We start from the raw sequence: 14,305 nt of genomic DNA on the forward strand, positions 1-14,305 counted from the left end.
TTCCACTCCCCGGATATTAAAATTTCATTGAAAATGCTACAAGAAAAAAATCTTCCTTTTTGGAGGTTTGATTGTCTCTATAAGCAAACACAGAATCGGCTGATCGTCGATATACATATTCAAAGCGAAGTAAACCAGGATCATAGGTCAGGATATCAAATGTTGTCGTATATCCATTACTCATAAAACCGTTACGTGTTCCGGTATTTACCATTACTTGTAAAGGGTCATAAAAACGTTCTATGCGAAAACTCAATCTGTATTCTGGAGTGATTTTGAAACTGGCCCAAATCGTTCCATGATACCACTGCCGATAAACATGTGATGCTGTTTCTCGATAATCGCCATGATTTGGATCATAAGCACTTAACCAAGGTTCATACACAAAATTTTGTTTTGCTTTTTGTGCCCCCACATCAAACTGACCTACCAAGCTGAATCTATCAGACAAAACCCATTCCAAAATTGTATTTTGATACAAACGCATTTGTTTTCTTTCGTTGTTTGGAGCTTCGTTTCCTACGAACTGATTGAGTGTTAAAATGAGATTTTGACTAAACAGATATTTAATCTGGCTCCCAAAAGACTTATCCTTATTGTTATCAGTGATATTTTGCCATCCATTCAATACTTGCAATTGTCCACTTAATTTCTCACTGAATTTGTGACTCAATCGAACCCCCGAGGAATAGTAAGGTACATAATCCAAAGCAAAAGCTCTTGTATAATTTACATTGTTTTGGGAAATCCAAGATTCATATCCAATGTTTCCAAAAAATATTCCCGCATCAATCCATGTATCCTTACCGATTTTAAATCCGGTATATGCTTCTTGTATGTTTTTTACCGAGTTCTGATTGGAGTATTTTTCCGTTGTTACCTCAGCCGCATAATTAGCGTTTACCGAAGTTCCCCATTGGAACGCCAACCTGCCGCGATAATTTTTTTCTTCTACCTTTGCTTCTACATAAGCTAAATTTACATTGAACTCTCCATTACGTACGGCCTGGGTAGTAAAATTCCTTTCTGTATCTTTAGGAAGATTCCTATTGTGCATATAATAAGAATCAATAAACCCACCGAACTGAATGGAATTTGGCAAAACTATGGTTTTAGGAATAGGTTCTGCACTTCGGACATTTTCTTTCGATGGTGTTTCTTCTGCCGCTATCGGCCAAAACGTTACAGAAAAAACCAAAACAACAATATTGAGAGAAAATTTTGAAAGATCTCTGCATATAACTTTCACAAAAGGCAATACACTCATTTGATTCAACATGATTGTATCAAATTAACATAATTCGAGACTACTTACAATGTTTGGGAGATTATAGTTTTCTGTTTTACCTTAAGAATTGATTAAGAAGATATTCACCATTTCTTGATTCAGGAAGAATATTCTATAGTTAGATTTTTCTTATTTTAGTTACCAACGAAGCGGTAACCGATACCTGGCTCAGTTACAAGGAAGTGTGGATTACTTGGTAAATCTTCAATTTTTTTTCGGAGTTGTGTGATATGGACTCGCAAAGAATTCATTTCATTGAGTGCTTGGTCTCCCCAGATTTTTTTAATCAATACATCATGAGTAATCACTTTACCGGAATTTTTAATGAGAAAGGTAAGGATTTGGAATTCCGTTGGGGTCAGCCGAATCTGGATATTATTTTTAATGACCTGGTAGTTTACAAAATCGACACTTAAGTTTTCTCCTTCCCAATTCGATGGTGTCTCTTCTACGGGTAGGCGACGTAAAGCAGTGCGAATCCTGGCTAATAGTTCCCCCATACTAAAGGGTTTGGTAATATAATCATCAGCACCTGAATCGAGTAAGGCAATTTTATCTTCTTCTGAACTCATCACAGATAAAACAATAAATGGAATTTCAGAAAAGGTTCGGACTTCTTTAATCACATCCAACCCACTCCCATCAGGAAGTTGCAAATCAAGTAAAACTAATTTGGGTGAGTTTAAGGCAACGGACTCAATGGCTTCTTTTTTAGAAATTGCTTCTATGGTTTGATAACCTTTCGCTTCCAGAGCAATGCGCAGCATTTTCCGAATGGCACTATCATCATCTACTAGAAGTATCAATTCCTTAAACATAATCATTCTATACTATGCATCATAAGGTATGTCAATGATAAAGCTCGCCCCTCCTTCTTTCCGATTCATCGCTTCGATGGTTCCGCCGTGTAATTCAATGATCGACTTAGAAATGGCAAGACCAAGTCCTGTACCAATTTTTCCAGAGGATTCTCCCCTATAAAATTTCTGAAAGATACGAGAGGAATCTACCGGAAGACCATTTCCGTTATCCTCCACTGTCCATTGAACCTTATCCCCAGATTTTTGTAATGTAATCCAAATCGTCGTACCTGCCGGAGTATACAAACACGCATTATACAAAAGATTAAAAATCGCATGTGAAAATAGAACCCGATCAAGTTCAATGGGAAAATCACAATCATTCAAATTAATTTTTATCGAATGATTCGTTTTGTTTTTTCCCAAATAGGAAATCGAATCTTGAATGATATCCGAAGGATAAACCTTTTCTTTCTTTAAAGTTAAATATCCCGATTCGATCCGACTGATATCCAATAAATTTCCAAGTAGTAAATTGAGAACAAGAGAACTTTCCTGAATTTCTTCCAGTAAATCCTTTCTTGCCACAGGATCTGCGTCAATTTCGGGATCAAGTAATGCGGAAGCAGATCCTCTAATCGAAGTTAGTGGAGTTTTTAGTTCATGCGACAAAGAATTAAAAACAAGATTGTATAATTTTTCCGATTCTTTTAACAAAAAATTCTTTCTCGAATCCTCTGACAAAGTATCTCGATCCAGTGCCAAGGCCACTTGGTTAGCAACTGTATTTAGAAGGATTTCCTGTTCCAAACTAGGTTCTTGAATCGGTTTCACATTGATCACTCCCGTGATCCCACCAGGTGATAGAAGTGGATAGAAAGTTGTATTTGATAAAGACAAAGTATCCGTATACATACCTGCTGGTTTTCCATTTTTAATAGTCCAAGAGGCTACAGCTAAATCCTTAGAATCAGGAATACTAGGAGTGAATTCACCGCCTTGATAAAAGTGAAGATTTACTGGAAAAGGAAAAATTCGTTTAAAAAAAGAATCTCCTGTTTTAATAATTTCGGCAGCAGAGGATGTCTTGGATAAATTCTGGGTGAGCTCATAGAGAATCGAGAGTTTCTCTTCTCGCGATCTAAGTTTCGATTCATTTTTTTTAAGTCTTGCGGTTAGGCCTCCATTGATCAGTGCAATCAACATAAAGATCACAAACATCAATGCATCTTCTAATTTAGAAATATAGAATGTATAAAGAGGTGGTATAAATAAAAAGTTCCAAAAGGAGGCCGATAAAATTGCCGCAAGCAACACAGGGCCCCGGCTAAAAAACATTCCAAGTACAGCTACATAAAACAAATACAAAATCGAAATAGTCCAATACCCGATGTAAGCTAGTAGAAATTGATTACATAAGGTAACAAGTGATGTCAGAGCAAAAATAGCTGCGTATTGCCGAATTCCAGAAGAAGGAATTAATTTTTTATAAAAGTCAAAGTGAAACGATCTTTCATCTGAAAAAGGAACAATGATAATTTCAACATCTCTAAGTTGTTTTATAATCTTTGCAGATATGTTTTTTTGGAATAAACTTGAGAAAAAACGTTTTTTAGATCCTCCGATCACCAAACGATGGATACGTTTATCCTGAACTGCCGCCAAAATTCCTACCACAGGATCTGATTCGAAGGAGTGGACTACTTCTGCACCTAGTTCTTTTGCAAAACGAATATGCGATCGAATCGAATTGGCGGAATCCAAATTTCTATCCTCTTCATTTTCTGAAAACACCGCAAACAATTCGGAGTTTCTCTCCAAGGCCAATCTTTTTGCATTTCGAAGGAGCGTTTTCGAATGGGGGCTCGCAGAGATGGCGACCATAATCCGTTCTCTTCCTTGGGGCATTCTTTTTTCTACATATTTTGCCGTGTAAGAAAGAGACAATTCCCGAAGGTACGTTAAATTCTCTTTACGGAAAAAATTTTCCTTCGCAGAATCAACTTTTTCTGGAATATACACCTTTCCTTCAGACAATCTTTTCAATAATTCATCAGGAATAATGTCAATTAATACTAGTTCATCGGCACGTTCCAAAATACTGTCGGGGATAGTTTCCTTTACAGGGCTTTGAATGATTTTTTCGACAGAATCCACCTGGCTCTCTAAATGTTGGACATTCACGGTCGAAAGCACATGAATCCCAGCATCGAGTAATGAAAAAATATCTTGGTATCTTTTTTTGTTCACTGATCCCGGAATATTAGTATGAGCCAATTCATCAACTAACACATAACTTGGTCTCTCTTTTAGGATACTCTCGACATCCATTTCCTCCCATACTTTTCCCCGATATTCAATTTTTTTCAGCGGTATCCACGGAAGATCGTCAACCAATGCTTTGGTATCTGCTCTTCCGTGACTTTCGACTATACCAACCCGTATGTCCTCTCCTTCTTCTTTTAAATGATGAGCTTCCGTTAACATAGCATAGGTTTTACCAACACCAGGAGACATCCCAAAATAAACTTTCAGGATGCCTTTTTTCTTTGGTTCTTCTTGGTTGGCTATTGAGAGAAAGTCCTCTGGACGTTTTCCTTCATTCATGAATCATTTGACTCCAAGATAGATTTAATTTTGTGACATTGACTCGTTCGCGTCCGATAAAACCAAAAAGTGGATACTCTGTATGTTTCAGGATCAATTCATTTATTTGATTCAGGGGAATCTTTACTTTCTTTTCGATAGATTTGGCCTGTTCATAAGCACAACGTGCTGTTATATGCGGGTCTAACCCAGAAGCAGATGCATAAACCAACTCCAAACATTCTTCTATACTGATCCCCGCGGTTTCCAATTCATGTTTTCTATCTTCTACTAAGTTCCTTAAATCTAGACTAGAAGGACTTAAATTAGAAGCCCCACTTGGTATTGTCGCATAACTCGCAGCACTCGGACGGTAGCGAAACAACGATTTTGATAATACTTTTTGCGCTAAAAGTTCCGAGCCAACTACTTTCCCTTCCACGACAGACAAACTACCATTTGCTTCAAACGGAAAAAACGATTTCGCCAATCCAGAGATTGTTAACGGATACAGAAAACCCAAAAAAATTAAGGATAAAAATCCAAATCGAATTGTAATTTCCCATTGGTTTGCTGTTTCATTCGATTTCATAAAAAACCTCCAGATAAAATTAAGTCGATGAGTTTAATTCCGAAAAAAGGAAATATCATTCCTCCACCTCCATAGATAATAAAATTCCTAAGCAAAGCTTGGTCTGGTGATTTAGGCACATATTTCACACCACGAAGTGACAAAGGAATGAGAGCCGGGATCACAAGGGCATTGAAGATCACAGCAGATAGGATCGCATTGTCAGGGTTGGAAAGCTGCATGATGTTTAACGGAGCTAACGGTAAAAACAAAGCAGGAAGGATAGCAAAATATTTTGCTATGTCGTTAGCAATACTAAATGTAGTGAGTGCCCCCCTTGTCATTAAGAGTTGTTTTCCAATTTCTACAATTTCAATGAGTTTACTTGGATTACTATCCAAATCAATCATATTACCGGCTTCCCTTGCCGTTTGTGTTCCGGTATTCATTGCCACACCCACATCGGACTGTGCGAGGGCCGGTGCATCATTGGTTCCGTCACCAATCATGGCAACCAAATAACCGTTAGCTTGTTCTTCTCGAATTCGTTTTAGTTTTGCCTCAGGAGTGGCTTCTGCGATAAAATCATCCACCCCAGCTTCCGCTGCAATGGCTGCCGCAGTGAGAGGGTTATCACCAGTGATCATCACCGTTCGAATTCCCATCCTTCTCAAGTAGGCAAATCGTTCTTTGAGTCCTCCTTTCACGATATCTTTCAACTCAATGATACCCAACAATTGATTTCCTTCGGAAACAAGAATGGGAGTACTTCCCTTTCTTGAAACTTCATCCGATATCATTAACATGGTTTGCGGAACAGTTCCACCTAACGATTCGATATGTTTTCGGATCGCATCGATGGCACCCTTTCGAATGTTACGAATTTGTTTACCATTTTCGGATATCTCCACTCCACTCATCCGAGTGGATGCGGAAAATGGAATCCAACTCACTTCTAATGATTTTAAGTTTCTTTCGCGAATCGCAAATCGTTGTTTGGCGAGAACGACGATAGATCTTCCTTCAGGAGTTTCGTCAGAAAGTGAAGAAAGTTGGGCGGCATCTGCCAACTCTTCTTCCGTAATACCCTCGGAAGGATAGAATTTATGGGCTTCGCGATTTCCTAATGTGATAGTGCCAGTTTTATCCAATAATAAAACATGGATGTCGCCTGCTGCCTCCACTGCTTTTCCACTTTTGGCTATGACATTGTATCGAATTAACCTTTCCATTCCAGAGATTCCAATGGCACTAAGAAGGGCAGCAATTGTTGTTGGGATCAAACATACAAATAATGCGAGCCATACAGAGAAATGAAAATTCCAATTTTGTCCTAATTGATTTCCTACAAAGTTGGCGACGGGAATTAAAGATAATACACCCAAAAAGAAAAGTAGAGTTAAAGCAAAAAGAACAATACCGAGCGCGACTTCATTGGGAGTTTTTTGCCTTGAGGCTCCTTCAATCATACTAATCATCTTATCAATAAAACTTTCCCCAGGTTTCGTTGTAATTTTAATATACAAATGATCAGAAATCACTCGGGTTCCTCCCGTGACAGCAGACCTATCTCCACCACTCTCTCGAATCACCGGAGCAGACTCTCCTGTCACCGCAGATTCATCCACACTGGCAATGCCAGAAATCACTTCCCCATCACCAGGAATTGTAAACCCTGCTTCCACAAAAACAATATCGTTGATTTTTAATTCGTTCGAAGGAACTTCGATAAAGTTTTTATCTCCCACCGATTCTACTTTTTTTGATATCGTTGAGGATCTTGACTTTCGTAAACTATCGGCCCTCGCCTTACCTCTACCTTCGGCTACGCTCTCTGCGAAGTTTGCAAAAAACAAAGTTAAAACTAACCAAAAGAAGATGGGAAGTTCGTTATGAAATGGAATCCCCGATCCTAAATAGTATAGAATTTGTAAAAATAGAATTAAAGTACCTATCCAAACCGTGGCCATTACGGGATTCGAAAATGCATTTTTGGGAGAAAACTTTTGCATTGCATTCCAGAAAGAAACACTCAAAAGCTCTTTAGATATCATATTTTTTGAATTTATCATACGTTCCTCTTAAAAGAAAATTCCCTTCCCGATGAGTAGCTGTTCCAAGATGGGACCTAGAGCTAAAACTGGAAAAAAAGATAGACCACAAACAATTAAAATCACACTGAAAACTAATATTCCAAATAACAATGTATCCAATTTAAAGTTTCCATCGGTAGATTTGGTTGTGACTTTTCCGCCTAAACTCCCCGCAACTAAAACCACTGCATAAATCACACTAAAACGTCCGACTAACATTGAGAACCCGAGAGACAAATTTCCCCAGATGGTGTCAGCGGAAAACCCTGCAAAAGCGGAACCGTTATTACCTGCAGCCGAACTATAGGCATACAAAATTTGAGATAAGGCATGTGGACCTTTTGCGTTATAACCCGATTCTAAAAAAATAGTCATCGTTGTTCCGACTAATATACAAATTGTAGGAGCAAGGATTCCAAAAAGAGTCCATTTGATTTCATAACTTCCAATTTTTTTGCCAAAATATTCAGGTGTGCGACCGGTCATGAGTCCCGATAAAAACACTGTGAGTATGAGAAATAAAAACATTCCATACATACCTGTTCCCACTCCGCCAAAGATAATCTCACCTAACATCATTTGAAAAATGGCAACCCCTCCCGCTAGTGGAGAATAACTATCGTGCATGGAATTAACAGACCCATTGGATGCAGCTGTTGTAGACGATAACCAAAGGGTGGATTCTGTTAAGGTAAATCTGGTTTCTTTGCCTTCCCAAAAACCGGGGTGGCTCCATTCTGAATAGAAAACACCAACAAAACCTAGTATAAAAAAAGCCAACATCACAAAGAAAATTACCCAAGCATGGCGAAATGAATTTGTGATTTTGCCGTATAAAAATACGCAAGAAGCTGGCAAAAAGAGAATCGAAAACATTTGAATGAAATTGGATATGGGAGTTGGATTTTCAAATGGATGGGCGCTATTCACACCAAAAAAACCTCCTCCATTAGTTCCGATTTGTTTGATCGCAATTTGCGACGCAGCAGGTCCCATAGGAATGGTCTGCGGTTGTCCATCAAATCCCAAAGTTTGTATTGGTTCCTGAAACGATTGAATGACACCTTGACCCACGAGGAGAATGGCGACAAAGAACGAAATGGGAAGAAGTATATAAAAAGTAGAACGAAACAAATCCTGCCAAAAATTTCCAAACTTAAGTGCCGAAGAAGCTACAATGGACCGACTGACAAACGTTAATATAGATATTCCAACGCCAGCACTGAGAAAATTCTGCGGGGTGAGTCCCACCATCTGTGAAAAAGTACTGAGTTGGCTTTCACCAGAATAGGCTTGCCAATTGGTATTTGTAACAAAGGAAATTGTTGTATTTAGTGCTAAATCCCAATCCATTCCCGGAATACCGAGTGAATTCATTGGTAAAAAATTTTGGTATCTTAGGATTAAAAATAAAATCCCACCTCCAAAAAGATGAAACACTACCATACTGTTTAGATATTGTTTTGGAGTTTGAGAAGGAGGTTCGCCTGAATATAAAAACCGACGGAATGTAGATTCCAAGGGTAAAACTTTTGCATTCAATACAAAAGCCATATAGTAGCCGACAAAGGGTGAAACTAGTATCAGTAGCCCAACAAAAAAGGGAAAATAGAGTAACTCAACCATAAGTAAATTCTCTCATGAAATACACTTAAGGTAAAGGGTGAGTGGCTTAAGGGATAAGATTAAGTCATTAAGAAATGATTAAGAAATATTACTCCTGCCCAGTCGGAAAATAAACGATAAGAGCCCATAGCATAACAAGAAAGATAAAAAACAGAAAAGAAAAAATCCCTTTAGTAAAAAATTCAGAATCCAGGGACCCTCGCCATACAAGAAACACTGAGTTTTTGGCTAAGGGTAACTCCTCCCCATCCCAAATGGGATCTCGTAAGACAACTCCACCCGAAAACAAACTAGAAAGGTGACATTTTGTATCCTCTTTAGAGTAACAAATGGCATATAACGAAGGTTTAATTTCCTTACCAGAGACTGAACGAATTCTTTTGTATTGGAATCGAATCACAGGTCCATACACAGAGCCGCCTGACCTACGCCGAACGAGAAGCGGTGAACGAAACTCTCCGGCATCAGTATCATCCAAATAAAAATCTCGAAGAAACAAATAACGATAGTTAAGGTTAAGGAAAACTTCTTCGGGAAGGACTTCCATTTTTGCAGTGATCCCCAAACTATAACCAATAGAATCTCCCAAAAACAAAACAGAATTTCCTCCTGCAAGTAAGGATAAAAAAACAGCTAATAGAATTTTGAGACCGGTTTTCCGAGAAAGTTGGATTCCTAAAAACAAAATAGGTAAAAATAAAATAAGGACCGCCCAAACAGAAATAGAAAGCGCAAAGAAAGCCCCAAAGGGCAGTAAAAAAATTCCAAATCCCAAAATAAGAGAAAGTCCCGTCCAAAAGATAAAAAAAGAAGAAGCGGGTTCTTCGTTAGGTTCCGGTTTTTTCCGACTTTGATTTTCAACGAAACCAACAAACATCCATTACTCCTTTACTTCAAATGAACTGCGAATGGTTTGCCAATAGAGGTCTGCTGTTTCCTTTTCCCTTTTGGGATACGATAAGGAAAGAAAATAACCACGAGGCGCATTATAAAGATAATACTCTTTCATTTCCATTTCAACTGTATTTCCAATTTCATCTACCTCCGTCCACTCACTCAAATATTCAGATTTCGATTCTGTTCTTTTAAAACCAAGTTTTCGAATTTGGGTGGGTGTAAGAGAACGCATAGAGTCCCAAAATCGGTAATAATTTTTGGAATCACGCAGTGGCCTAGTTTTATCAAAGCTAGATCCGATGGACAAAATGATTTTTGGAAGATTTTTCTTTTTTTTACCAGAAGTTTGTAGTTTTAAGGCCTCATCCCATTCCGTTTGGCCCGCAGGCAAATAATTAGATAGAAACTGTACAAAACGTACCATCCGATAAATAGAATCTCTGTTTTCGCCATAAATTCCCAGTCGATTTCCAAATAATCCCTCATAACGAAGTTTGGAGGAAAAACGAATTCGATAACGAAAGGATTCGGACTCTAAAACCAGTTGGTCTTTTGATTTTGATTTACCAACATAACACCCAAAAGGTTCACTCACCAAATCTAAAGGGATGGTTTGGTCTGACCATTCGTTGGCTGCCTTGTTGGTAATTTCATTGGAACGAACAAGCCAATTCGGAAAAAAACCAGGTTCGGTTTCTAACTTCAATCGGTAACAGAGATGGATCCCTTTTCCAAGAAATACCGCTTCTTTTTCTTTACGAACCGCATACAATGCCTCTAGTTCTTTGGCAGCAATATCGGCTTCGTCCTCTACTGGAAATTCTTTGTAGTATTCATCATCGATAAGAAAACGCATCAGTCCAGAAGGAGAGACTAAATAGTTCCGGCCGTGTGCATCTTTTTTTTTTACCGTAGATTGTTTGTTTTTGAATTCAGAAAGGAATCGATGAAAACTGCGATTCTCCTCCTCTTCTGCGTCGGGAATCCAAGGTTTTTGTAATAAGGGATCCACAATGACTTTAGAATTTGATTCTGGATGAATCAAAAAAATGGGATAGGAAAATAGAATTAGGGAAATTCCAATTTTGAGAGAAACATTAAAGAATCGAAGAGAGAATCTCCCCTCTAACATTCGCTATACCTGAAACTTGGATTGGATAAAATTGAGCGCCATAGTGAAAATCTTAGAAAAATCTCTCTTATGGTTTTCATCATTCACTCGAGACAAAATTCCTTTCAAAGTTGTTTGTACTTGGTTGTAGTTGGGAACTTCGAAAAATGCTTTTTGGATATGAGGCCAAGCCATCTTTACCATTTGCATAAATTCAGGACTTCCTTTTTTAAATTCCTGAATCATACGATCTAACGTAAGTTTGACGATTTGAAAGTTTTTTAATTTTTTAACAATCCCTACTAAAACCTCACGGCTTAAATCGGATTTGGAACTCATCATTTGAAATAAAGAATTCCAATCAACAGGTTCATTTTTTTGTTCTTTGAGAACTTGGGTGCGTAAAGAAACCACTGCCTTTTCAAATTCAGAAAGACCACGTAACCAGTTCTGGTATCCCACCTGGTCAGCTTTCGTTTGGTATCCTGTGATGGTCTGCACAAGGTCCATAAATTCTTTTACACTAAAAGATTCTAATCGCACCAGATTGGGATCTATCGGCGTTTCAAGTTCAGGTTCTTCAAAATCAACATCAATGTCCTGGGAAAAGTCATCATCCTCAGTATTGGAAACATTGGATCCACCCGCAGAAGAATCAGAATCATCAAATTCCAAATCTTCAATTTCGTATTCTTCCGAAGAGGTGGAGGGTGCATTTTTTGAAGTTGGTTCTGGGAGGGGATTGTCTTTGGGGTCTGGACCTATTCTTACTTCTAAGACCTCACCAGTGAGAGACTCAGCGAAGTTCTCTACAATTTCCAACAGAATGGATTTATCTCTGTCGGGAATGAGGGATTGTTTTTTGGCAACGGCTACAGGAGGTGCATTGGCAACGGCCAAAGCATCGGTAAGTGAAACAGGTTCTTTTTCTGATTCTGCACTGGAAGGAATTGCGAGGGCAGCTTTCGCAGATTCTGCCATAAGACCTTTGGGTTCAATGATCTCTCCCGTAAGTGGGTTTTCCAGGACGGTCAATATCCCTTTTTGTACAAACACAAAATCTGCGGGGTGAGTGACTTGCAATCGTTCTACGATTTCTTCTGCTACAGAGGAAAAACTAGGAGCAGGTGCATTGGTGAGTTTGTCTAACTCCTGGACCTTTAGTTTTTCTTGTACTTTATTCAGAACTTCGATAAAATTAGAATTTAAATAAGTGGAAACTTCACTTTGCGGAACACCTAACATGGTTGCGAATTGAGGTAGGTGTTCAAAAAACTGATCGGTCTTTTTGATATTCCCTGTCATGTAGGATTTGATCTGTTTTGCGACCTCTTCTACTTTGGCGGGATCCATTTTGCGAGTTTTGAGGAGTTTTTTGAAAATATCAATATGGGCGTGAAAGTAGGACAAAAATTCCCCATAGGCGGTGAATTCAAATTCTCCGTGCGCTTTTTTTTCTAAAACCTTTTTAGGACCGTCTGACATAATAGGATCTCATCCAATGCATAGGAAAAGTCACAAGGGTCAAGATTTTTACGAACCGATTGACGAAATGCAGGGAGAACGGAGTTTAGGAATATGAATCGTTTGTTAGTTTTGGTTGTATTGTGTTTTGTCATGATCTTCTCTACATCTTGTCAAAAAAGACAAGACAAAACCCTGGAAAGAAACCTGTTTACTTTCCTAATTAGTTGTACGGGAGGAAGTTTAGACGCTTGTAATGCAGACTGTGCTGCCAAGTATCCAGACGTGACTGGGGTGAATTACCCGGCAGCATCCGCTTGTTTTAGCGCTTGTTCTACCAATTGTAACCTTTCGACAACTTTACTTTTACTTACTAACAAATAGTAAACAAAAGTTTTCTCTCTAATATTTAAGTTCCATACACAAGGAAACTGGCGGCAACAATGCCTGCTGTTTCCGTACGGAGCACCCCACCGGGAAGTGTGAGCCTAGGGATCTGATTTTTTTCCATCCATTCTTCCTCATCGGTATGAAATCCCCCTTCGGGTCCAATCACAGGAATCTTATTAATCAATTGGTTGGTTTGAAAAACCTCTGACCCATTCGGATGGAAGACCACCAAACTATCTTTATGTGAATTCATCCAATCATTCGCCGACTCAATCGATAGAGTCAGTAGTTCCGTTTGTTTGGACTGGGCGGCCGCTTCTTTGACTATTTTTTCAGCACGATCCAAGTTGAATTCTTTGCGAATGGAATGGCGAAAAACAAGAAACACTACCGCATCAAGACCAATCTCTGTTACCTTCTGTAAAAAAAAATCAAACCGGTTCCCTTTAGGAAGGGCAATGGCTACCGTTTTACGTTCAGTTTTCCTTGGGATATGAGTTTCGTTTAAAAATTTTAATTCTTTTAAATGAGGGGAGAACTGGTAGTCATAAAGACCACCAACTCCATCTCGAATTTGGATGGTTGTTTCTTCCTTACTCAGTCGTAAGGCCCGAAGGTGAGCCAATTCTTCCGGCGAAAGAACGATTGTAGATTTTGGTGAAAATCCCGTGCGAAAGAGAATGAGTCCAGGCTCTAACAAGGATTTAACGACTTAAGTTATCAACTGCAAACAAAGAAGCATCAGGGTTCACTGATTTATCCACTTCTTGAATTTCCCAAACCGTGATACTACCTGTATTCAAATCTAACATCTCGAGCCGAGAAGCTTTTTGAATTTCTTCTACCTTTCCAGACGTTTCTTTTACTTTTACGGGGCCGTATTTTAAGTTCAAGGTTTTGAATAAAATTCCATCCCGATCATGAAAGTCGACGCGGTAAGGTTTTAGATCTTTTTTACCAACAAGTAAAACTAATTTTTTATAAAAGTATGGAAGGATGGGTTTTAGAGAAACTCGGTAGTATACTTCTCCACCAATTTCTAAGTCCGCATTCACGAGTGGATTGTAGTTGGCCTGATAGGAATACCCAGAAAGATCTACATAAAAAAATCCAGTCCCCATCAGTGCTTCATACTTTTCATCATCTGTTTTTCGAAAGAGTTTAGCACTGAGAACATTGAAGAAAAATACATTTTCCCCTTCGTCTTTGGTTAAAAGTTTGGATTCTAATCCTCTACCTTTTCTGTCGAAAAGAAGCAGAGCATCTTCTCCATTGAAAAACCGATTAATTTTCCAAGTTTCCGAAGTTCCATTTCTACGAATGAGGACGTAAGTCCCTTTAACAAGACCCTTCCCAAAATCCATTTCTCGGTCAAGTCTTGCTAAAAGTTCCTGTGCCGACAAACTGGTATCAGGTGACCCTTGTGCCTTTATCGAAAAAAAACTAATAAAAAGTAATAGAATCCAAATTTTCCGCATG

Annotated in this window: 12 protein-coding genes; 1 reads left to right on the top strand and 11 read right to left on the bottom strand. The window is 38.6% G+C overall.

The genetic code is table 11. From position 1 onward, the window contains the following. Positions 1–16: 16 nt before the first annotated feature. The 9 genes from LEP1GSC199_RS09930 to LEP1GSC199_RS09970 all read right to left on the bottom strand — a co-directional run bounded on the left by LEP1GSC199_RS09930 (position 17) and on the right by LEP1GSC199_RS09970 (position 12,457). A complete protein-coding gene (locus LEP1GSC199_RS09930) occupies positions 17–1,279 on the bottom strand; it encodes a porin (RefSeq protein WP_002981285.1) in 1,263 nt (420 codons plus the stop codon). Positions 1,280–1,422: 143 nt separating this feature from the next. Further along, positions 1,423–2,106: a response regulator gene (locus tag LEP1GSC199_RS09935; RefSeq protein ID WP_002981462.1), complete on the bottom strand. Its 684-nt coding sequence runs from the start codon at positions 2,104–2,106 to the stop codon at positions 1,423–1,425. 12 nt (positions 2,107–2,118) lie between these two features. Beyond that, the gene (locus LEP1GSC199_RS09940) at positions 2,119–4,695 is read right to left on the bottom strand and encodes a sensor histidine kinase (protein WP_002981192.1); all 2,577 of its coding nucleotides are present in this window, start codon (positions 4,693–4,695) and stop codon (positions 2,119–2,121) included. Next, entirely contained in the window at positions 4,688–5,266 is a 579-nt protein-coding gene (locus LEP1GSC199_RS09945) for a potassium-transporting ATPase subunit C (RefSeq protein ID WP_002981268.1), read from the bottom strand. Before LEP1GSC199_RS09945 ends, LEP1GSC199_RS09940 begins: the two co-directional genes overlap by 8 nt. Then, entirely contained in the window at positions 5,263–7,317 is a 2,055-nt protein-coding gene (gene kdpB / locus LEP1GSC199_RS09950) for a potassium-transporting ATPase subunit KdpB (protein WP_002981460.1), read from the bottom strand. The genes LEP1GSC199_RS09945 and kdpB overlap by 4 nt, the downstream gene beginning before the upstream one ends. A gap of 9 nt (positions 7,318–7,326) precedes the next feature. Continuing rightward, positions 7,327–8,964: a potassium-transporting ATPase subunit KdpA gene (kdpA, locus tag LEP1GSC199_RS09955; protein ID WP_002981323.1), complete on the bottom strand. Its 1,638-nt coding sequence runs from the start codon at positions 8,962–8,964 to the stop codon at positions 7,327–7,329. Between the two features lie 88 nt (positions 8,965–9,052). Next, positions 9,053–9,841, bottom strand: coding sequence for a hypothetical protein (locus tag LEP1GSC199_RS09960; protein ID WP_002981557.1), 789 nt, complete (start codon positions 9,839–9,841; stop codon positions 9,053–9,055). 3 nt (positions 9,842–9,844) lie between these two features. Then, a complete protein-coding gene (locus LEP1GSC199_RS09965) occupies positions 9,845–10,993 on the bottom strand; it encodes an LIC10775 family protein (RefSeq protein WP_002981413.1) in 1,149 nt (382 codons plus the stop codon). Between the two features lie 3 nt (positions 10,994–10,996). After that, a complete protein-coding gene (locus LEP1GSC199_RS09970; RefSeq protein WP_002981651.1) occupies positions 10,997–12,457 on the bottom strand; it encodes a hypothetical protein in 1,461 nt (486 codons plus the stop codon). Between the two features lie 93 nt (positions 12,458–12,550). On the opposite strand from LEP1GSC199_RS09970, the gene LEP1GSC199_RS09975 reads away from it, so the two are divergent. Further along, complete coding sequence (locus tag LEP1GSC199_RS09975; RefSeq protein ID WP_039926497.1) at positions 12,551–12,820, top strand: hypothetical protein; 270 nt, start codon at positions 12,551–12,553, stop codon at positions 12,818–12,820. A gap of 25 nt (positions 12,821–12,845) precedes the next feature. Here the strand turns inward: LEP1GSC199_RS09975 and LEP1GSC199_RS09980 are convergent, their stop codons facing one another. Together LEP1GSC199_RS09980 and LEP1GSC199_RS09985 are read right to left on the bottom strand one after the other, a co-directional pair. Beyond that, on the bottom strand, positions 12,846–13,526 hold the full coding sequence (locus tag LEP1GSC199_RS09980; protein WP_002981267.1) for a 16S rRNA (uracil(1498)-N(3))-methyltransferase: 681 nt from the start codon (positions 13,524–13,526) through the stop codon (positions 12,846–12,848). A gap of 4 nt (positions 13,527–13,530) precedes the next feature. Then, entirely contained in the window at positions 13,531–14,304 is a 774-nt protein-coding gene (locus tag LEP1GSC199_RS09985; RefSeq protein WP_002981639.1) for an outer membrane lipoprotein-sorting protein, read from the bottom strand. Position 14,305 lies beyond the last annotated feature (1 nt).

This window comes from Leptospira vanthielii serovar Holland str. Waz Holland = ATCC 700522, from assembly GCF_000332455.1.
In the GTDB taxonomy this organism is placed as follows: domain Bacteria; phylum Spirochaetota; class Leptospiria; order Leptospirales; family Leptospiraceae; genus Leptospira_A; species Leptospira_A vanthielii.

Excerpts from the sequence above, each read along its gene's own strand:
- LEP1GSC199_RS09965 (WP_002981413.1), bottom strand. The coding sequence starts at position 10,993 with ATGTTAGAGGGGAGATTCTCTCTTCGATTCTTTAATGTTTCTCTCAAA.
- LEP1GSC199_RS09960 (WP_002981557.1), bottom strand. The coding sequence starts at position 9,841 with ATGTTTGTTGGTTTCGTTGAAAATCAAAGTCGGAAAAAACCGGAACCT.
- LEP1GSC199_RS09975 (WP_039926497.1), top strand. The coding sequence starts at position 12,551 with ATGAATCGTTTGTTAGTTTTGGTTGTATTGTGTTTTGTCATGATCTTC.
- LEP1GSC199_RS09945 (WP_002981268.1), bottom strand. The coding sequence starts at position 5,266 with ATGAAATCGAATGAAACAGCAAACCAATGGGAAATTACAATTCGATTT.
- kdpB (WP_002981460.1), bottom strand. The coding sequence starts at position 7,317 with ATGATAAATTCAAAAAATATGATATCTAAAGAGCTTTTGAGTGTTTCT.
- LEP1GSC199_RS09970 (WP_002981651.1), bottom strand. The coding sequence starts at position 12,457 with ATGTCAGACGGTCCTAAAAAGGTTTTAGAAAAAAAAGCGCACGGAGAA.
- LEP1GSC199_RS09985 (WP_002981639.1), bottom strand. The coding sequence starts at position 14,304 with ATGCGGAAAATTTGGATTCTATTACTTTTTATTAGTTTTTTTTCGATA.
- LEP1GSC199_RS09940 (WP_002981192.1), bottom strand. The coding sequence starts at position 4,695 with ATGAATGAAGGAAAACGTCCAGAGGACTTTCTCTCAATAGCCAACCAA.
- kdpA (WP_002981323.1), bottom strand. The coding sequence starts at position 8,964 with ATGGTTGAGTTACTCTATTTTCCCTTTTTTGTTGGGCTACTGATACTA.
- LEP1GSC199_RS09935 (WP_002981462.1), bottom strand. The coding sequence starts at position 2,106 with ATGTTTAAGGAATTGATACTTCTAGTAGATGATGATAGTGCCATTCGG.
- LEP1GSC199_RS09930 (WP_002981285.1), bottom strand. The coding sequence starts at position 1,279 with ATGTTGAATCAAATGAGTGTATTGCCTTTTGTGAAAGTTATATGCAGA.